This window comes from Nocardioides islandensis, assembly GCF_015352455.1.
Taxonomy (GTDB): Bacteria; Actinomycetota; Actinomycetes; order Propionibacteriales; family Nocardioidaceae; genus Nocardioides; species Nocardioides islandensis.
The window spans coordinates 62279-80450 of sequence record NZ_JADKPN010000005.1 but is presented as its reverse complement, the minus strand read 5'-3'; the positions used below and the strand labels follow the sequence as shown (position 1 = coordinate 80450).

Genomic DNA, 18172 nt, shown 5'->3' with positions numbered 1-18172 from the left:
GACGTGCTGGTGCTTGCCGCGACTCCGATCGGACGCGCCGACGACGCGTCGCCACGGCTCGCCCAGGAGCTCGCCACGGCCGACGTGGTCGCCGCCGAGGACACCCGCCGGCTGGCCCGGCTGGCCCGCGACTTGGGGGTGACGGTCGGGGGTCGCGTGGTGTCGTACTTCGAGGGCAACGAGTCCGCGCGTACGCCGTCCCTCGTCGAGGCGATGCTGGCCGGCGAGCGCGTGCTGCTGGTGACCGACGCCGGGATGCCGAGCGTGTCCGACCCGGGGTACCGGCTGGTGGTGGCCGCTCTGGACGCCGGCGTGGACGTGGCCGCCGTACCCGGCCCGTCCGCGGTCCTCACCGCCCTCGCCGTGTCGGGGCTCCCGGTCGACCGGTTCTGCTTCGAGGGGTTCCTGCCGCGCAAGGGCGGCGAGCGGTCCCGCCGGCTGGCGGACCTGGCCACCGAGCCGCGGACGATGGTGTTCTTCGAGGCCCCGCACCGCACCGAGGCCGCCCTGACGGCGATGCGGGAGGCGTTCGGGGAGGACCGGGCAGCGGCCGTCTGCCGCGAGCTCACCAAGACCCACGAGGAGGTACGCCGCGGCCCGCTCGCCGACCTCGTCGCCTGGGCCGCCGACGGCGTCCGCGGCGAGGTGACGATCGTCGTTGCCGGCGCCCCACCGGCGGCCGCCCTCCCGGCCGACCCCGACGCCTGGCGCTCCGCCGTCGCCGCCCTCGAGACCTCGGGCACCCCCCGCAAGCAGGCCATCTCCGAGGTCGCCCGGTCCGCCGCGGTACCCAAGCGCGAGGTCTACGACGCGGTGCACAAACCCCTGCCGCCGGGATAGTCCGGTGCGGTTGTGCAGCGCGGAAGCGCTTCCAGCGACCCAAACGCACCGGACTATCCCGGCGGGGCTGTGGATAGCGTGAGCGGCGTGCAGGAGCCCACGAGGAGCCGCTCGGCGACGAACGAGGACGGCGGGAGGCGGGACCGGGAGCGGCCGCCGCTGCCCGAACCGCTGCCGGGACCGGTCGTCGACAACCACTGCCACCTGGACATCGCGGACGGCCCCGAGGACGACCAGTGGCTGGCCACCGAGGAGGCCATCGACAAGGCCGCGCGGGTCGGCGTACCTCGGATCGTGCAGATCGGGTGCGACCTGCCGGGGGCGCGGTGGGCAGTCGAGGCCTCCCAGAAGTACGACGCGCTGGTGGCCGGGGTCGCCATCCACCCCAACGAGGCGCCCCGGCTGGCTGCCCGGGGCGAGCTCGACGCGGCTCTCGAGGAGATCGAGCGGCTCGCCCGGGCCCACGACAAGGTGCGCGCCGTGGGGGAGACGGGGCTGGACGACTACCGGACCGGCCCCGAGGGCATGCCGGTGCAGGTGGAGTCGTTCCGGCGGCACATCGACATCGCCAAGCGGCTCGACAAGACGCTGGTCATCCACGACCGGGTCAGCGGCGACCAGGTCCTCGACGTGGTCGACGGGGAGGGCGCGCCCGCCCGGTGGGTGATGCACTGCTTCTCCGGCGACGTGGAGTTCGCGAAGAAGTGCCTCGACCGCGGCGCGTACCTCTCGTTCGCCGGCACCGTGACGTTCAAGAACGCCCAGCCGCTGCGCGACGCGCTGCTCGTCGTCCCTCCCGACCGCCTGCTCGTGGAGACCGACGCCCCGTACCTCACCCCGGTCCCGTACCGCGGCCGGCCGAACGCGTCGTACCTGGTCCCGCACACGATGCGCGCGATGGCCGAGGTGCGTGGGGACGACCTGGAAACCCTGTGCGAGCATGTGAACCGCGCCACGGAGGCCGCCTTCGGCGGCGCCTGGTGAGCCCCGCGTGAGGCCCCGCTGAGTCGACAGGATTTGTCGACAAACGGGGGTCTCGTTATCGTCTCGTGACTGTTGGCCGGATCGATCGGGGGAGAGCAGCACACACGATCCGGGAAGATCGACGTTCGGAGAGTTTTGCTACTCAAGCTCGACAAGCTCAGTCGCAGGCGTGGCCTGATGGCCGTCCTCGTCGCCGTGGTCCTCGTGGCCGTGGCCGGGACGACCGTCGCGTACGCCGCGATGACCAAGTCCGTGACCCTGTCCCTCGACGGCCAGTCCCAGGACGTGACCGCCTTCGGCGGCACGGTGGGCGACGTCCTGGACGCCCAGGGCGTCGAGGTCGGCGCGCACGACCGCGTGGCGCCCCAGCTCGACGAGCCGATCACCGACGGCACCAGGATCAGCGTGCGGTTCGGCCGCCCGCTCGAGCTCACCGTCGACGGGGACGGGCAGACCTTCTGGGTCACCGCGACCGACGTCGGCAGCGCCCTGGAGCAGATCGGCCGGGCCTACGAGGGCGCCGCGATGTCGGTCAGCCGCGGCGCGCAGATCACCCGCGGCGGACTGGAGGTCGCGGTCGCCACGCCGAAGCGGATCACCGTCAAGATCGGTGGAGGCAAGCCCGAGAAGCAGACGGTGGCGGCGCTCGACGTCCGGCACCTGCTCGAGCAGCTCGACGTGAAGGTCGACGCCGACGACCGCGTGAAGCCCGGCCTCGACAGCGTCCTGCGCCGGGGCGACACGGTCGTGGTCACCCGCATCCGCACGGTCACCAAGCACATCAAGCGCGAGGCGATGCAGCACCGCACGATCGAGCACGAGGACGACTCGATGGACGAGGGCACCAGCACGGTGCTCCGCGCCGGCCAGGACGGCGTGCGCGACGTGACGTACCGCCTCACCTTCCGCAACGGCCACCTCGTGGTGCGCACGGTGCTGCGCCAGCACGTGCTCGACCAGCCCGTCGCCGAGATCGTGCGGGTCGGCACCCGCCCGGTCGTGACCACCAACTTCGCCGGCGGCAGCACCGTGTGGGACCGCCTCGCGCAGTGCGAGTCCGGCGGCAACTGGGCCACCAACACCGGCAACGGCTACTACGGCGGCCTGCAGTTCTCGCTCGGCACGTGGCAGGCGTACGGCGGCTCCGGCCTGCCGAGCAACGCCAGCCGCGAGACGCAGATCGCCATCGCCACCAAGGTCCGCGACGCATCGGGCGGGTACGGCGCCTGGCCGGCGTGCGCAGCCTCTCTCGGACTGCCCCGATGAGTGCGTCGCTAGATTGACCACCATGCCCGCCGCCGGTCCGAGACTCCTCGGGCCGGCGGAGGTTCGTCTGCTGGCGGCCGAGCTCGACCTGCGGCCGAGCAAGCAGCGCGGGCAGAACTTCGTCATCGACGCCAACACCGTGCGCCGCATCGTCCGCGAGTCCGGCGTCGGGCCCGACGACGTCGTGGTCGAGGTGGGTCCTGGTCTCGGCTCGTTGACGCTCGCGCTCCTCGAGGCCGGCGCGCGCGTCGTCGCGGTGGAGGTCGACGACCGGCTGGCGGCGCGGCTCCCCGAGACGGTCGAGCACTACGCACCCGAGGCCGCCGACCGTCTCACCGTCGTACCCGCCGACGCCCTGCGCATCACCGAGCTGCCCGGTCCGCCGCCCACGGCGCTGGTCGCGAACCTCCCGTACAACGTCTCGGTCCCCGTCCTCCTCCACCTCCTGACCCTGCTCCCCTCGCTCGAGAAGGGCCTGGTGATGGTGCAGGCCGAGGTGGCCGACCGGCTGGCCGCAGCGCCCGGTTCCAAGGTCTACGGGGTGCCGTCGGTGAAGGCAGCCTGGTTCGCACAGGTACGCCGCGCGGGTGCGGTGGGCCGCCACGTGTTCTGGCCCGAACCCAACGTCGACTCGGGCCTGGTCGCCTGGGAGCGGCGCGACCCGCCGGCCACGGACGTCTCCCGCCAGCAGGTGTTCGCGGTCGTCGACGCGGCGTTCGCCCAACGTCGCAAGGGACTACGGGGCGCGCTGCGCGGGCTCGCCGGGTCCACCGAGGCGGCGGAAGCGGCGCTGCGCACCGCCGGCATCGAGCCGCTGGCCCGTGGCGAGTCCCTGGCCGTCGGCGACTTCGTCCGCATCGCGGAGGCCCTGGCCGGTGGTCGGGCATGACCTTGTCCATCCAGCCCGAGGAGCAGCGCTCGGTCACCGTTCGTGCGCCCGCGAAGATCAACCTCCACCTCGGTGTGGGGCGCCCGACCAGCGACGGCTTCCACCCACTCGACACGGTGTTCCAGGCGGTCGGGTTGTACGACGACGTCCGGGCCAGCGACGGCGACGGCAGCGTCACGGTCGAGACCGCGTCGTACCTCCCGCTCGGCGTCCTCCCCGACCACGCCGACAACATCGTCAGCCACGCGGCCCGGCTGCTGGCCGCCACCGCTGCCGAGGGCACCGAGCTGCCGCCGGCCGACCTGCTCGTGGAGAAGCGCATCCCGGTCGCGGGCGGGATGGCCGGCGGTTCCGCGGACGCGGCGGCGACGCTGGTCGCGCTGGACCGGCTCTGGGACCTCGACACCAGCGACGAGGTGCTCCTGGACCTCGGGGGACGGCTCGGGAGCGACGTGCCGTTCTCGCTCCTCGGCGGGACCGCCCACGGCACCGGCCGGGGCGAGCTGCTGCAGGCGCTCCCCGACGGCCACACGTGGTGGTGGGTCGTGGTGCCCTCGCCCGAAGGGCTGTCGACGCCCTCGGTGTACCGCCGCTTCGACGAGATGTTCCCCGACGCCCCCGAGTCCCCGGCGAGCTCGCACGCGGTCCTCTCCGCGCTCTCCTCGCGGGTCCCGGACCGGCTGGCCGCCGCGCTGCACAACGACCTCGAGGCGCCCGCTCTCGACCTCCGGCCCGAGCTCGGCGACCTGATCGCGCGCGGCGAGGCCGACGGCGCGCTACGCGGCATGGTCAGCGGCTCGGGCCCCACGGTGGTCTTCCTCTGCGAGAACGGCGACCACGCCCGGGCTCTCGCCGACGGGCTGCAGGACGACGACCTGCCCGTCGTGCTCGTCGCCAACGGGCCGGTGTCGGGCGCGCACGTCCTGTGAGGCCGGGGCTCTGATGGCCAACCTCCTCAACCTGGAACGGGTCTCGAAGGCGTACGGCGTCCGCCCGCTGCTCGACGACGTGTCCCTCGGCGTCGGCGAGGGCGAGCGCATCGGTGTGGTCGGCCGCAACGGCGACGGGAAGACCACGCTGCTCGAGGTGATGGCCGGCCAGGTACCTCCCGACTCGGGGCGGGTCTCGCACGCACGCGGCCTGGAGATCGGGTTCCTGCACCAGCACGACGCCCTCGTCGACAGCCACTCCGTCCGGGAGGCGGTGCTCGGCGGCCGCGCCGACCACGAGTGGGCCGGCGACCCGCGCACCCGCGAGATCGTCGAGGAGCTGCTGACGGGCATCACCCTGGACCGAGCGGTGTACGGGCTGTCCGGCGGCGAGCGGCGCCGCTGCTCGCTGGCCGCCCTGCTGCTCGGCGAGCACGACCTCGTGGTCCTCGACGAGCCGACCAACCACCTCGACGTCGAGGCGGTCGACTGGCTGGCCCGGCACCTGGCGGGGCGCTCCTCCGCGCTCGTCGTGGTGACCCACGACCGCTGGTTCCTCGATGCCGTCTGCCAGTTCACGTGGGAGGTGCACGACGGCCAGGTGGACGCCTACGAGGGCGGCTACGCGGCGTACGTGCTCGCCAAGGCCGAGCGCCAGCGACAGGCCGCCGCCAGCGAGGAGCGCCGGCAGAACCTGGTGCGCAAGGAGCTGGCCTGGCTACGTCGCGGGCCGCCGGCGCGCACCTCGAAGCCGAAGTTCCGCATCGACGCCGCCAACCTCCTCATCGAGGACCTGCCTCCGCCGCGGGACCGGTTCGAGCTGCAGCGGTTCGCCGCGCAACGCCTCGGCAAGGACGTGCTCGACCTCGAGGACGTCGACCTGGTCCGCGGCGAGCGGACGTTGCTCCACCACGCCACGTGGCGGCTCGGCCCTGGCGACCGCGTCGGCATCGTCGGCGTCAACGGCGCGGGCAAGACGTCCGTCCTCGGTCTGCTGGACGGCTCGATCGCACCCTCTGCGGGCCGCCTGCGCACCGGCCGTACGGTGTCCCTCCAGCACCTCACGCAGGCGCTCGACGACCTGGACCCGGAGGGCCGCGTGCTGCCGACGCTGGAGGACGTACGCCGCGTCACCAGGACGGTGGACGGGGAGGTGACCGCGACGTCGCTGCTGGAGCGCTTCGGGTTCACCGGTGACCGGCTCACCACGCGGATCGGCGACCTGTCCGGCGGGGAGCGACGGCGGTTCCAGCTGCTGCGGCTGCTGATGACCGAGCCCAACGTGCTGCTGCTCGACGAGCCCACCAACGACCTCGACATCGAGACGCTCAACGTGCTGGAGGACTTCCTCGACGGCTGGCCCGGCACCCTCGTGGTGGTCTCCCACGACCGGTACTTCCTCGAGCGCGTCACCGACTCCGTCTGGGCGCTGCTCGGGGACGGGCAGGTGTCGATGCTGCCCGGCGGCGTGGACGAGTACCTGCGCCGCCGCGCGGCGGCCCTGGCCGCCGTACCTCTGCCCACGGTGTCCTCGGAGCCGGCGCCGGCCGTCGCCAAGGCGCGACCGGGCTCGGCCGAGGAGCGGGCGGCCCGCAAGACGATGGCCCGCCTGGACAAGCAGCTCGAGCGGCTGGCGGAGCAGGAGGCGACCCTGAACGCCGCGATCCTCGAGGCCGGCCAGGACTACGAGCGGCTCGCGGTGCTCGCCGCCGAGCTGGACGAGGTGTCGGCCCAGCGTGACGCGGTCGAGTCGGAGTGGCTGGAGGCCGCCGAGCTGCTGGAGTGACCCGTCAGGGCCTCTCGCCCCAGACCTGCACCACGCGCGGGATCGCCAGGTACGTGCGCGGGTCGCGCGCCAGCGCGTACAGCTCGTCGACCACGCGGTCGATCTCGTCGGCCTCGGCGATCCCGTGGCGGACGGCGGTCGCCTTGATGTTCTCCAGGGTCAGCGCGGGCATCAGCTTGGCCTCACCCTCGAGCCCGGCCGGCTGCACGATCGTCGGCTGGACGCGGTGCAGGCCCGCGTCGAGGAGCAGCAGGGGTAGGGCGGCACCGATGTACGGGTCGCCCCCTGTGGCCTGCGCGCTGCGCACGTAGATGTCGTGGTGGGCGTCCGTCGCGGCCGAGTCGGGATGGGCGAACGACCCGCGGTAGTCGATGTCCTCGACGACCAGCCGCCCACCCGGCTTGAGCGCGGCGACCATCGTGGCGACGCCGGCGGCCGGGTCCGGGAGGTGGGTGAGGACGAAGCGGGCGTACACCACGTCGTACTCCGCCTCCCCGAGGCCGTCGGCCAGGTCGGCCACCCGGAACTCGACGTTGGAGATCTCGGCCTGGTGCGCGTCGCCGCGCGCGAGCTCGACCTTCGTGGGGTCGAGGTCGACACCGACGACCGAGCCGGTGATGCCGACGAGCGACGCGAGGTCGAACGTCACGTCGCCTCCGCCGCACCCCACGTCGAGGCAGCGCATCCCCGCCGTCACGCCGGCGCGCTCCAGCAGTGGCAGCGTCGTCGGCCGCATCACCCGGCCCAGCACCCGGAGCCGCTCGCGGCCCTCGAGCCCCCCGCGGATCAGGTAGTGCTGGTCGCCCATGGCTATCCCGGCCGGTCGATCTGCTGGTCGGTGGGCTGGTCGACGGTCTGGTCGATCGGTCGGGCGAACGGCGTGAGCAGGGTGCGCAGCAGCGTCGCGAGCCTGGCGCGGTCCCGCTCAGGGAGATCGTCGAGCAGCGCGCGCTCGGCGTCCACCAGCGCGCCGAACGCGCCGTCGACGGTGGCCTTGCCCTCGGGCGTGAGCCGCACGATCACGCCGCGCCGGTCGTCGGGGTCGGGATAGCGCTCCACGAGCCCGCGCGCGGCCAGCCGGTCGACCCGGTTGGTCATGGTGCCGCTGGTCACCAGCGTCTCCCGCAGCAGCCGCCCGGGGGAGAGCTGGTACGGCTCCCCGGCGCGTCGCAGCGCCGCCAGCACGTCGAACTCCCACAGCTCGATCCGGTGCGCCGCGAAGGCGTCGCGGCGTGCCTGGTCGAGGTGCCGGGCCAGCCGGGTGATGCGGCTGAAGACCGCGACGGGGGCGAGGTCGAGGTCCGGCCGCTCGCGCGCCCACGCGTCGGTGAGGTCGTCGACGTCGTCGCGCATGGTCCACAGTGTAGCCGTCCGTCAAGAATCTTGACATCAAGAGAGTTTGCTTGCACGCTGGGGACATGCACTCCTGGGACCCCGACCGCTACCTGACGTACGCCGACGAGCGCGGCCGGCCGTTCGTGGAGCTGCTCTCCCGCGTGGGTGCCCAGGAGCCGGCGACCGTGGTGGACCTCGGCTGCGGGCCGGGGAACCTGACCGCGCTGCTGGTCGAGCGCTGGCCGGGCGCCGGTGTGGTCGGCCTGGACTCCAGCGCGGAGATGGTCGCCCAGGCGCAGGAGACCACGCCGGCGGTCGAGTTCCGGGTCGCCGACCTGCGCGACTGGGCGCACGCCGGCGGCGAGCGCGTCGACGTGCTCGTCTCCAACGCGACGCTCCAGTGGGTGCCGGACCACCTCGACCTGCTGCCGGCACTGCTGGGCAGGGTGCGGCCGGGCGGGTGGCTGGCCTTCCAGGTGCCGGGCAACTTCGGGGAGCCGAGCCACACGATCCGGACCGACCTGGCCGCGGAGGCGCCGTACGCCGCGGCTCTGGCGGAGCACGCCCCGCAGGTGCCGGCCTCGCACGACCCGGCGGTCTACCTGCAGGCGCTGCAGGGGCTCGGCTGCGAGGTGGACGCCTGGGAGACGACGTACCTGCACGTCCTGCACGGCGAGGACCCGGTGTTCACGTGGGTCTCCGGCACCGGCGCGCGGCCCACGCTGCAGGCGCTGCCGGACGACCTGCGGCCGCGGTTCGAGGCGGAGCTCAAGCGGCGCCTGCGGGCGGCCTACCCCGAGCGTCCGGGCGGCGTGGTGCTGCCGTTCCGCCGCATCTTCGTCGTGGCCCACGTGGGATCGGATGGCCTCGCATGATCGCGCTCCACCACGTGCAGGTCGCGTGCCCGGCCGGTGGTGAGGACGTCGTGCGCCGGTTCTACGGCGACGGGCTCGGCCTGACCGAGGTCGAGAAACCGGAGGCCCTGCGCGGCCGGGGCGGCGTGTGGTTCCGCTCGTACGACGACCACGGCGCGGTGGCCGCCGAGCTCCACGTCGGCGTGGAGGACCCGTTCGTGCCGGCGCGCAAGGCGCACCCGGCCTTCCTGGTCCACGACGTCGGCGCGGCGGCGTACCGGCTCAGGTCCGCCGGCTTCGAGGTCGACGAGCGCGAGCGGGAGACGTTCGAGGGCTACCTGCGCTTCCACGCCGCCGACCCGCACGGCAACCGGGTCGAGGTCCTGCAGGCCCGCTAGACGAAGAGGCGGTCGGCCTGGACGTCCTCGTCGTGCCCCTCGCACCAGAGCTCGGCGGGCACCATGGCGCGCACCTCGTCGACGTGGTCACCACAGCCGGACCAGGTGATCTTGCCGCAGGTACGGCACCGCACGGGACTGCACATTGCATCGATTCTGCCATCGGCCGCCGGTGCTAGCGTCGCCGCGTGGCCGCTGCAGAGAACCTCGGGACCTTTCGCGACACCGTCCGGGCCCTGCTCGACATCCGGACCTGGGTGGCGCTGGACATGGACGAGGACGGGCGGGTGCTGGCCGCCCACGACGACCTCGGGAGCCTCCAGCTGGTGGAGATCGCGCCGGACGGCTCGACCACCGCGCTGACCAACCTGCCCTCCCGCTGCCAGGGGAGGTACGTGCCGGGTCGCCGCCAGGTGCTGGTCGAGCACGACACGGGCGGCGACGAGAAGTGGCAGATCTCCCTGCTCGACCTGTCCGCGCGGCGCGACGCGCCCGCCGGGCTCGACGACCTGACACCGGTCGTCAGCGACGCCGACCACATGAACGTGCTGCACGACGTCACCAAGACCTCGCTGATCTACTCGACCAACCGGCGCAACGAGGTCGACATGGACATCGTCGTCCGCGACCTCGACTCCGGCGACGAGACCGTCCTGTTCGACGACGGCGGGTACGTCGCGCTGACCTCGGTCTCCCACGACGAGTCGTCGGTCGCCGTCACGGCGCTCTCGCTGCAACCCCACGGGACCGTCGTCTCGCTGGCCGGGCCGCTGGGGTCCGGCGCGCTGACCGACCCCGAGGAGCACGCCCAGCACTCCGTGTCCGGCTGGGCGCTCGGCGATGCGGGTCTCGTCGTCGCGTCCGACCACGAGCGTGACTTCCGGGCCGTGCACCACCTGGCGCTCGACGGCACCTTCCGGATCCTGGTCGAGGCCGACGACCACGACCTCGACGTCAAGCTGTCCCGGGACGGTACGTCGATGGTCGTGTGCCACCACGTCGACGGCCTGGACACCTTCGCGGTGCACGAGTCCGACGGCGCGCACCGCGTCGACGTCGACCTGCCACCCGTCGTACCGGTCTCCATCCGCTGGGCACCGGACGGGTCGCGGTTCGTGCTCACGGCGATGACGCCGACCGACCCCGGCTCCATCCTCAGCGTCGACGCACGCACCGGCGCGGTCACCCACCTCGTCGACGGCCGGGCCGTGCTGCCCGACGACCTGCGCGACCGGCTGGTCACGCCGACGGTGCACCGGGTGCCGACGGCCGACGGCGAGCAGGTGCCGTGCTTCCGGTACCCCGGGGCCGCCGGCTCGTCGGTCGCGGGCGCGTCCGTGGTCCACCTGCACGGTGGTCCGGAGGCCGAGGCGGCGCGGATCTTCTCGCCGGTGATGCAGGCGCTGGCCCTGACCGGCTTCGACGTGCTGGTCCCCAACGTGCGCGGGTCGGCGGGGTACGGGAAGCGCTGGGTCTCCCTCGACGACCTCGAGCTGCGCCTCGACTCCGTCGCCGACCTCGGGGCGATCCACGACTGGCTGCCCACGCTCGGCCTCGACCCCGCGCGGTCGTCGCTGTGGGGCGGTTCGTACGGCGGGTACATGGTGCTCGCCGGCGTCGCCATGCAGCCGCAGCGCTGGGCCGCCGGCGTGGACATCGTCGGCATCTCGTCGCTGGTGACGTTCCTCGAGAACACCTCGGGCTACCGCCGGGCCTACCGCGAGCGCGAGTACGGCTTCCTCGACCGCCACCACGACTTCCTGGTCAAGGCCTCCCCGATCACCTACCTCGACGACATGGTCGCCCCGCTGTTCGTGATCCACGGCGCCAACGACCCGCGCGTCCCGCTCTCGGAGGCCGAGCAGATCAAGGCCGCCCTCGATGCCAAGGGGGTCGACTGCGAGCTGCGCGTCTACCACGACGAAGGCCACGGCCTCGCCAAGCGGGCCAACCGCCTCGACGCCTACCCCGACGCCATCGCCTTCCTGGTCAAGCACCTCCACAAGGTGGTCGAGCCGTGAGGCCGGCCGCGGTGGTTCCTGAGGAGCCGAGGGACGAGGCGTCTCGAAGGACCGAGCGTGTCGAGACCGCGGTCCCGTCACCGGGTCTCGACACGTGCTCGCCGGCGCTCGCCCGGCTCGACCACCAGTGAGCGGCGTCCTGTCCCTCTGGAGGACCGCGAGCCGCTTGCCGCTGGGGGACCGGCTGTTCTCGCGGGCGTTCGCGTTCCGGGCGCCGTACTTCGCGAGCATCCGGCCCCGGTTCACCGTCATCGAGCCGGACCATGCGGAGCTGGTGGTCCGGGACCGGCGGCGCGTGCACAACCACCTCGGCACCGTGCACGCGATCGCACTGTGCAACGGGCTGGAGGCCGCGATGGGGGCGCTGGCGGAGGCGAGCATCCCGGCCACGAAGCGGTGGATCCCGAAGGGGATGGAGGTCGCGTACACCGCCAAGGCGAGCGGCGACATCACCTGCATCGCCGAGACCGACCGGGCGCAGTGGACCGGCGACGACCCCGACGTACCCGTGCGGGTGCGTGGCGAGGACCGGGACGGGACCGTGGTCGTCGAGGGCGAGATCCGGCTCTGGGTCACCGAGAAGACGGCCGGCCGGCGGTAACGTGCCGGGAAGGATTCGGGCCACTGGTTCGTTGCACCGGGTGCACGACCACCAGCAGGAGGAACTCCACCCATGACCACCGTGACCGTCGGTGCCGACAACTTCGCCACCACCATCGAGCAGGACGGCATCGTGCTGCTCGACTTCTGGGCGTCGTGGTGCGGCCCGTGCCGCAACTTCGCACCGGTCTACGAGGCAGCCAGTGAGGCCAACCCGGACATCACGTTCGGCAGCATCAACACCGAGGACGAGCGTGACCTCTCCGGCGCCCTCCAGATCTCGTCCATCCCGACGTTGATGGCCTTCCGCGACGGGATCATGGTCTTCCGGCAGCCCGGCGCCCTCCCGGCCCCGGTGCTCGACCAGCTCATCACCGCCGTCCGCGACCTCGACATGGACGAGGTACGCCAGAAGGTCGAAGCCCAGGGCTGAGCACAGGCTGATCGGACCGGGGCCGGAATCGGCGGCACGGTCGTGGTCGCCGTACCCTGATCGCGCTATGGCGCGCACGTACGAGGTCCGCACCTTCGGGTGCCAGATGAACGTCCACGACTCCGAGCGGCTGACCGGTCTGCTGGAGGAGGCGGGGTACGTCGCGGCTCCCGCGAACGCCCAGGCCGACGTCGTCGTGTTCAACACCTGCGCCGTGCGGGAGAACGCCGACAACAAGCTCTACGGCAACCTCGGGCACCTGGCGCCGGTGAAGGCGAGGACGCCGGGGATGCAGATCGCGGTCGGCGGCTGCCTCGCGCAGAAGGACCGCGGCGAGATCACCCGCAAGGCGCCGTGGGTCGACGTCGTGTTCGGCACCCACAACATCGGCTCGCTGCCGGCCCTGCTCGAGCGCGCGCGGGTCAACGACGAGGCGCAGGTCGAGATCCTCGAGTCCCTCGAGGTCTTCCCGTCCACGCTGCCGACACGGCGCGAGTCGGCGTACGCCGCCTGGGTCTCGGTCTCCGTCGGCTGCAACAACACCTGCACGTTCTGCATCGTCCCGGCGCTGCGCGGCAAGGAGAAGGACCGGCGGCCCGGCGACGTCCTCGCCGAGGTGCGCGCGCTGGTCGCCGAGGGCGTCAGCGAGGTCACCCTGCTCGGGCAGAACGTCAACGCGTACGGCGTGGAGTTCGGCGACCGCCAGGCGTTCTCGAAGCTGCTGCGAGCCTGTGGCGAGGTCGAGGGCCTGGAACGGGTGCGGTTCACCTCGCCTCACCCCGCGGAGTTCACCGACGACGTCATCGTCGCGATGGCCGAGACCCCGAACGTCATGCCGCAGCTGCACATGCCGCTCCAGTCGGGCTCCGACCGCGTGCTCAAGGCGATGCGCCGGTCCTACCGCCGCGAGAAGTACCTCGGCATCATCGACCGCGTCCGCGCCGCGATCCCGGACGCGGCGATCACCACTGACATCATCGTGGGCTTCCCCGGCGAGACCGAGGAGGACTTCGTGCAGACGCTGCAGGTCGTGGCCGCGGCCCGGTTCTCCGGGGCGTTCACGTTCCAGTACTCCATCCGGCCCGGTACGCCGGCCGCGACGCTCCCCGACCAGGTCCCGGCCGACGTCGTGCAGGACCGCTACGAGCGGCTGGTCGAGCTGGTCAACGACATCGCCTGGGAGGAGAACAAGTCGCTCGTCGGCACCACCGTCGAGCTGATGGTCGCCGAGGGCGAGGGCCGCAAGGACGCCGCGACGCACCGCCTCTCCGGCCGCGGGCCCGACAACCGCCTCGTCCACTTCGACCCCACGCCGTTTGGTGATCGAGCCGCCGCGAGGGACGAGCGGCGTGTCGAGATCAGGCCCGGCGACATGGTCACCGTCGAGATCACCCGCGCGGCCCCGCACCACCTGGTCGCGGACGGCGGCGTGCTGGCCGTCCGCCGTACCCGCTCCGGCGACGCCTGGGAAGCGCGTACAGCGGCGCCGAGCGCGCCTGTCGTCGGCCTGGGCATGCCGGCCGTGGGCGCCCCGGCCTGAGCGGATGAGTCTCGGGGAGCAGCGCGACTTCCGGCTGTTCTGGACCGCGGAGACGGTCTCGGGCTTCGGCTCCTACGTCACCACCCTGGCCATCCAGGTCCTCGTCGTCGTCACCCTCCACGAGAGCGCCGCCGGCGTCGGCCTGGTGAACGCCGCCCGCTTCCTGCCGTACCTCGTCCTCGGCCTGGTCGTCGGCGTGCTGGTGGACCGGGTGCGCCGTCGTCCGATCCTGGTGGCCACGGACCTCGGGCGCGGACTGCTGCTCGTCGCGATCCCGCTCCTGGCGATGGCCGACCAGCTGACGCTCGCCCTGCTGGTCGTGTTCATGGTCGCCTTCGGGACGCTCTCGCTGCTCAACGACTCCGCGTCGCAGTCCTTCGTCCCCCGGCTCGTGCCCCGCCCTCTCCTGACGCGCGCCAACGCGCGGCTCGACCAGAGCGACGCCGTCGCGCAGACGTCCGGGCCGGCGCTGGCCGGTGGCCTGGTCGCCCTGCTCAGCGCGCCCTGGGCGGTGCTGGTCGACGCCGCGAGCTTCCTGGCCTCGGCCCTCCTGGTCGCGCGGACCCGGGTGGCCGAGCCCCCGAGCCGGTCGGTCGACCTGAGGTCGATGCGCCAGGTGCCGACGGAGCTCCGCGAAGGGCTGCGGTGGGTGTACCGCCACCGCACGCTCACGCCGTTCGCGATCGGCACGCACATCTGGTTCCTCTTCAACGCGATGGCCGGTGCGGCGCTCCCGGTCTTCGCGCTCCGGCAGCTCGACCTCGGCGCGCTGGGGTTCGGGCTGCTGCTCGCGCTCGCCGGCGTCGGGGCGGTCGTCGGGTCGTCCTACGCCGAACGCCTGGGCAACGCGTTCGGCGCCGGCCGCGTCAGCATCGCCTGCATCGTGGGCAACGCGGTCGCCTGGGCGCTGGTGGCCAGCAGCCCGGGCGACAGCGTGCTGACCTGGGCCGTCTTCGGGGCCGGCCAGCTGCTCCTCGGGGTGTCGATGGGTGCGGAGAACGCCAACACGATGGGCTACCGCCAGAGCGTGACGCCCGACGAGCTCCAGGGCCGGATGAACACCACCATGCGCTCGATCAACCGGGCCATGGTGGTCGTCGGCGCACCGCTGGGCGGTCTGCTCGCGGACTCCGTCGGGCTGCGCCCGGTGCTGTACGTCGCCGCGGCCGGCTTCCTGCTCGTCGCCGCGGGCCTGGCGCTGACGCCGTTCAGGGACGCGCGGATCCCTCAGGAGACGTCGGTCGCGAACCCGAACGACGAGTAGCTCGCGATCCCGTCGCGCAGTCCGCGCAGCACCTTGAGCTCGTGTGGGACGACCGGGTCGGGCAGGCCGCTGAGCGGGAACCACTCGAGCGCGGCGGCCTTGCGCGGTTCCATGATCCGCGGTTCGCCGGACCACGTCCGGCAGGTGAAGAAGAAGTCGATGCGCTCGTCGATCGGCTCGCCGCCCTGGGTGCGCTGCATCGCGGTGACGAACTCGAGCTCGAGGTCGCCGACCCCGACCTCCTCGACGGCCTCGCGCCGCGCCGCGTCGTACGCCGTCTCGCCCTTCTCGACGTGCCCGGCTGCCGCCGCGGCCCAGTGGTCGTCCATGAAGCCGGTGTTCTGACGCAGCTGGAGGAGCACGTGGTCGTCACCGTCGACCGGCCGGAGGAAGAACACGTACGAAGCGGGCACCACGACGAACCGGTCGAGGGTGCCCGCTCGCGTGGGGGAATGCGTCACCGGTTGGTGTCGCCCTCGCCGGTCTTCTCCTGGAGGAAGTCCTGCCCCTTGTCGATCTGGCCGGTGTACTTGTCGCCGGTCTTGTCGTCGACCAGGTCGCCCGCCTTCTCGATGGCGTCGTCGACCTTCTCGTCGTGCTCGTCGATGAGGCCCTTGGCCTTGTCCATCGCGTCGTCGAGGAATCCCATGCCGAGACCTCCTGCTCCTGCGGCCCCGGTGGCCGCGCCGCCGTCAGCGTAGTCCCGCCGCCCGCCGGCCTCGGGCGTCGCTCAGACGGGCGTCTCGGGCTCGTCGGACTCGTCGTCCTCCGAGGGTTCCTGGGTCTTGTCGTCCGGCTCGGTGATCTCCTCGGGGAGCTCGACCGCGTCCGGGCGCAGGTCGGGTGGGAGGTCCACGCCCAGCGGCGCGTCCGGGATCTCGCCGTAGCGCGACTGGTCCTCCAGCGCGTCCGCGCCGCCCGGGAACTTCTCCGGCTCTTCCTTCTGCGGTGTGGGCATCGGTCCGACGGCCATCACGGGCGCACCTCCGGCTGGGGGTTCGGTTGCGTGTCCGGCAACGGGTCGATCTCCGGGCCTCCCGGGACCGGGTCCCCGCTCGGCACGATCTCCGGGTCCGGCGGTGCGGCCGGCTCACTGCCCGGGTCCGGGTCCGGGATCGGATCGCCGGGCGGCAGCGGCTCGTTCGGGTCGGGTGTGGTGGTCATGTGATGGATCAACTCCCTCCACCTCCACCAAACCGGTGTCCGGGGCAGACTTCAACCGCCCTCACGGGTGATGCTTGGGAGACTGTCGGTGTGCCGCTCGCTCCCTCCGTCCCGCCGATCGTCGCCGTCGTCGGCGCGACCGCGTCGGGCAAGAGCGAGCTGGCGCTGGACCTGGCCGAGAGGCTCGGCGGCGAGATCGTGAACACCGACGCGATGGCGGTGTATCGCGGCATGGACATCGGCACGGCGAAGCAGCCGGTCGCCGAGCGGCGCGGGATCGAGCACCACCTCCTGGACGTGCTCGACGTGGTCGAGCCGCTGACCGTCGCCGAGTTCCAGGGCTGGGCGCGTGCCGCCGTCGCGGAGCTGCGAGGGCGCGGTCGGGTGCCGGTGCTCGTGGGCGGGTCGGCGCTGTACGTGCGGGCGGTCCTGGACCGGTTCGAGTTCCCGGGGACCGACGAGGAGGTGCGACGCCGGCTCGAGGGCGAGCTCGCCGCCGTCGGCGCGGAGGCCCTGCACCAGCGACTGGCCGAACGGGACCCGGTGGCGGCCGGGAACATCCGCCCCGACAACGGCCGCCGCGTCGTGCGCGCGCTCGAGGTCGTCGAGCTGACCGGCCGGCCCTTCTCCGCGACGCTGCCGACGCTGGAGTACGCCGACCCAGCGACCGTGCAGGTCGGCGTCGACATCGACCGGCCGACCCTGCACGAGCGCATCGAGCGGCGGGTGGCGGCGATGTTCGAGGGGGGGTTCGTCGACGAGGTCGCCGACTTGCTGGACCGGGGGCTGCGCGAGGGCCGCACGGCCTCGACGGCGATCGGGTACCGCGAGGTGACGGCGTACCTGGACGGTGAGCTGAGCCTCGACGAGGCGCGCGAGCGGACGGTCGTCGCGACGCGCAGGTTCGCGCGCCGGCAGGACTCGTGGTTCCGCAAGGACCCGCGGGTGGTGTGGGTGCGGTACGACGACCCGGGACGTGTCGAGCAGGCGCTGGCCGCCGTGGGACCATTCCTGGGTGGGTAGCTACCCGTTCCTCAAGGGCCACGGCACGGAGAACGACTTCGTGCTGCTGCCGGACCATGACGGGACCGTCCACGGCGGGCTGAGCCCGGAGCAGATGGCCGGGCGGGTGCGGGCGCTATGCGACCGGCGGGCCGGGATCGGCGGCGACGGTGTCCTGCGCGTCGTCCGCGAGGACGACCACTGGTTCATGGACTACCGCAACGCCGACGGGTCGGTCGCGGAGATGTGTGGCAACGGGATCCGGCTGTTCGCCCGGTACCTCGTCGACGAGGGGTTGGTCGAGCCGGCCACGCCGTTCCTGGTCGGGACCCGCGACGGGATGAAGATGCTCGACGTCGACGGGGAGAACGTCACGGTCGACCTGGGCACGGCCACGGTGCTCGGCGAGACCAAGGTGGGCGTCGGCGACCGCAGCTGGCCCGCCCTTCACGTCGACATGGGCAACCCGCACGCGGTCGCGTTCGTCGACGACGAGTCGACCCTGGCCGGCCTCGACCTCACGCGGGCTCCGGAGCACGACCCCGCGACGTACCCGGACGGCGTCAACGTCGAGCTGGTGGTGCGTCGCGGCGACGTGCACGTCGGCATGCGCGTGCACGAGCGCGGCTCGGGGGAGACCCGCTCGTGCGGCACCGGCGCGGGCGCCGTCATGGTCGCGACCGCGGTGGCCGACGGCGCGGACCCGACGGTCACCGGCGAGCAGGCGATGTACCGCGTCGACGTCCCCGGCGGGATGCTGGCGGTCACGTGGAGCCCCGAGGGTCACGTGTACCTGACCGGGCCTGCCGTCTTCGTGGCCCGGGGGACGACCTCCCTCTGAGTCAGGGTGGTCGAGCCGGGAGGCCG

Annotated in this window: 22 protein-coding genes; 15 read left to right on the top strand and 7 right to left on the bottom strand. The window is 72.8% G+C overall.

All coding sequences use genetic code 11. The features are described from left to right. The first annotated feature begins 3 nt into the window (after nucleotides 1-3). The 6 genes from rsmI (at nucleotide 4) to ISU07_RS10460 (ending at nucleotide 6694) form a co-directional block, all read left to right on the top strand. Complete coding sequence (gene rsmI, locus ISU07_RS10485; protein ID WP_194706743.1) at nucleotides 4-840, top strand: 16S rRNA (cytidine(1402)-2'-O)-methyltransferase; 837 nt, start codon at nucleotides 4-6, stop codon at nucleotides 838-840. Between the two features lie 87 nt (nucleotides 841-927). Next, complete coding sequence (locus tag ISU07_RS10480; protein ID WP_323742541.1) at nucleotides 928-1824, top strand: TatD family hydrolase; 897 nt, start codon at nucleotides 928-930, stop codon at nucleotides 1822-1824. 177 nt (nucleotides 1825-2001) lie between these two features. Next, the gene (locus ISU07_RS10475; protein ID WP_194706742.1) at nucleotides 2002-3090 is read left to right on the top strand and encodes a transglycosylase family protein; all 1089 of its coding nucleotides are present in this window, start codon (nucleotides 2002-2004) and stop codon (nucleotides 3088-3090) included. A 22-nt stretch (nucleotides 3091-3112) separates the two neighbouring features. Beyond that, nucleotides 3113-3979 (top strand): 16S rRNA (adenine(1518)-N(6)/adenine(1519)-N(6))-dimethyltransferase RsmA, encoded by an 867-nt coding sequence (rsmA, locus tag ISU07_RS10470; protein WP_194706741.1) that lies wholly within the window; start codon nucleotides 3113-3115, stop codon nucleotides 3977-3979. Next, nucleotides 3976-4908: a 4-(cytidine 5'-diphospho)-2-C-methyl-D-erythritol kinase gene (locus ISU07_RS10465; RefSeq protein WP_194706740.1), complete on the top strand. Its 933-nt coding sequence runs from the start codon at nucleotides 3976-3978 to the stop codon at nucleotides 4906-4908. Before rsmA ends, ISU07_RS10465 begins: the two co-directional genes overlap by 4 nt. 13 nt (nucleotides 4909-4921) lie before the next feature. Further along, entirely contained in the window at nucleotides 4922-6694 is a 1773-nt protein-coding gene (locus tag ISU07_RS10460) for an ABC-F family ATP-binding cassette domain-containing protein (protein WP_194706739.1), read from the top strand. Between the two features lie 4 nt (nucleotides 6695-6698). On the opposite strand, the gene ISU07_RS10455 is transcribed toward ISU07_RS10460, so the two are convergent. Both ISU07_RS10455 and ISU07_RS10450 read right to left on the bottom strand, forming a co-directional pair. After that, on the bottom strand, nucleotides 6699-7502 hold the full coding sequence (locus ISU07_RS10455; protein WP_194706738.1) for a class I SAM-dependent methyltransferase: 804 nt from the start codon (nucleotides 7500-7502) through the stop codon (nucleotides 6699-6701). A gap of 2 nt (nucleotides 7503-7504) precedes the next feature. Beyond that, entirely contained in the window at nucleotides 7505-8047 is a 543-nt protein-coding gene (locus ISU07_RS10450; protein ID WP_194706737.1) for a MarR family winged helix-turn-helix transcriptional regulator, read from the bottom strand. Nucleotides 8048-8112: 65 nt separating this feature from the next. On the opposite strand from ISU07_RS10450, the gene ISU07_RS10445 reads away from it, so the two are divergent. Together ISU07_RS10445 and ISU07_RS10440 are read left to right on the top strand one after the other, a co-directional pair. Beyond that, nucleotides 8113-8904 (top strand): trans-aconitate 2-methyltransferase, encoded by a 792-nt coding sequence (locus ISU07_RS10445; RefSeq protein WP_194706736.1) that lies wholly within the window; start codon nucleotides 8113-8115, stop codon nucleotides 8902-8904. After that, nucleotides 8901-9281, top strand: a complete 381-nt coding sequence (locus ISU07_RS10440) for a VOC family protein (RefSeq protein ID WP_228521670.1) — start codon at nucleotides 8901-8903, stop codon at nucleotides 9279-9281. The genes ISU07_RS10445 and ISU07_RS10440 overlap by 4 nt, the downstream gene beginning before the upstream one ends. Here ISU07_RS10440 and ISU07_RS10435 read toward each other — a convergent pair. Continuing rightward, complete coding sequence (locus ISU07_RS10435) at nucleotides 9278-9427, bottom strand: hypothetical protein (RefSeq protein ID WP_194706735.1); 150 nt, start codon at nucleotides 9425-9427, stop codon at nucleotides 9278-9280. The genes ISU07_RS10440 and ISU07_RS10435 overlap by 4 nt on opposite strands. 42 nt (nucleotides 9428-9469) lie before the next feature. On the opposite strand from ISU07_RS10435, the gene ISU07_RS10430 reads away from it, so the two are divergent. The 5 genes from ISU07_RS10430 to ISU07_RS10410 all read left to right on the top strand — a co-directional run bounded on the left by ISU07_RS10430 (nucleotide 9470) and on the right by ISU07_RS10410 (nucleotide 15139). Then, nucleotides 9470-11302, top strand: a complete 1833-nt coding sequence (locus ISU07_RS10430; RefSeq protein WP_323742540.1) for an alpha/beta hydrolase family protein — start codon at nucleotides 9470-9472, stop codon at nucleotides 11300-11302. A 166-nt stretch (nucleotides 11303-11468) separates the two neighbouring features. Further along, nucleotides 11469-11903 (top strand): hotdog fold domain-containing protein, encoded by a 435-nt coding sequence (locus ISU07_RS10425; RefSeq protein WP_228521669.1) that lies wholly within the window; start codon nucleotides 11469-11471, stop codon nucleotides 11901-11903. A gap of 72 nt (nucleotides 11904-11975) precedes the next feature. Then, the gene (locus tag ISU07_RS10420; RefSeq protein WP_194706733.1) at nucleotides 11976-12335 is read left to right on the top strand and encodes a thioredoxin family protein; all 360 of its coding nucleotides are present in this window, start codon (nucleotides 11976-11978) and stop codon (nucleotides 12333-12335) included. 67 nt (nucleotides 12336-12402) lie between these two features. After that, nucleotides 12403-13875: a tRNA (N6-isopentenyl adenosine(37)-C2)-methylthiotransferase MiaB gene (miaB, locus tag ISU07_RS10415; protein WP_194706732.1), complete on the top strand. Its 1473-nt coding sequence runs from the start codon at nucleotides 12403-12405 to the stop codon at nucleotides 13873-13875. Nucleotides 13876-13879: 4 nt separating this feature from the next. Next, nucleotides 13880-15139: an MFS transporter gene (locus ISU07_RS10410; protein WP_194706731.1), complete on the top strand. Its 1260-nt coding sequence runs from the start codon at nucleotides 13880-13882 to the stop codon at nucleotides 15137-15139. Here the strand turns inward: ISU07_RS10410 and ISU07_RS10405 are convergent. The 4 genes from ISU07_RS10405 to ISU07_RS10390 all read right to left on the bottom strand — a co-directional run bounded on the left by ISU07_RS10405 (nucleotide 15103) and on the right by ISU07_RS10390 (nucleotide 16303). Then, complete coding sequence (locus tag ISU07_RS10405) at nucleotides 15103-15600, bottom strand: NUDIX hydrolase (RefSeq protein ID WP_194706730.1); 498 nt, start codon at nucleotides 15598-15600, stop codon at nucleotides 15103-15105. The two genes, ISU07_RS10410 and ISU07_RS10405, sit on opposite strands and share 37 nt — an antisense overlap. After that, nucleotides 15597-15788: an antitoxin gene (locus ISU07_RS10400; protein WP_194706729.1), complete on the bottom strand. Its 192-nt coding sequence runs from the start codon at nucleotides 15786-15788 to the stop codon at nucleotides 15597-15599. The genes ISU07_RS10405 and ISU07_RS10400 overlap by 4 nt, the downstream gene beginning before the upstream one ends. 81 nt (nucleotides 15789-15869) lie before the next feature. After that, nucleotides 15870-16112, bottom strand: a complete 243-nt coding sequence (locus ISU07_RS10395) for a hypothetical protein (RefSeq protein WP_194706728.1) — start codon at nucleotides 16110-16112, stop codon at nucleotides 15870-15872. Continuing rightward, nucleotides 16112-16303 (bottom strand): hypothetical protein, encoded by a 192-nt coding sequence (locus ISU07_RS10390; protein ID WP_194706727.1) that lies wholly within the window; start codon nucleotides 16301-16303, stop codon nucleotides 16112-16114. The genes ISU07_RS10395 and ISU07_RS10390 overlap by 1 nt, the downstream gene beginning before the upstream one ends. Nucleotides 16304-16393: 90 nt before the next feature. On the opposite strand from ISU07_RS10390, the gene miaA reads away from it, so the two are divergent. Both miaA and dapF read left to right on the top strand, forming a co-directional pair. Then, entirely contained in the window at nucleotides 16394-17326 is a 933-nt protein-coding gene (gene miaA / locus ISU07_RS10385) for a tRNA (adenosine(37)-N6)-dimethylallyltransferase MiaA (protein WP_323742539.1), read from the top strand. Next, nucleotides 17319-18146: a diaminopimelate epimerase gene (gene dapF / locus ISU07_RS10380; RefSeq protein ID WP_194706725.1), complete on the top strand. Its 828-nt coding sequence runs from the start codon at nucleotides 17319-17321 to the stop codon at nucleotides 18144-18146. The genes miaA and dapF overlap by 8 nt, the downstream gene beginning before the upstream one ends. The last annotated feature ends 26 nt before the right edge of the window (nucleotides 18147-18172 follow it).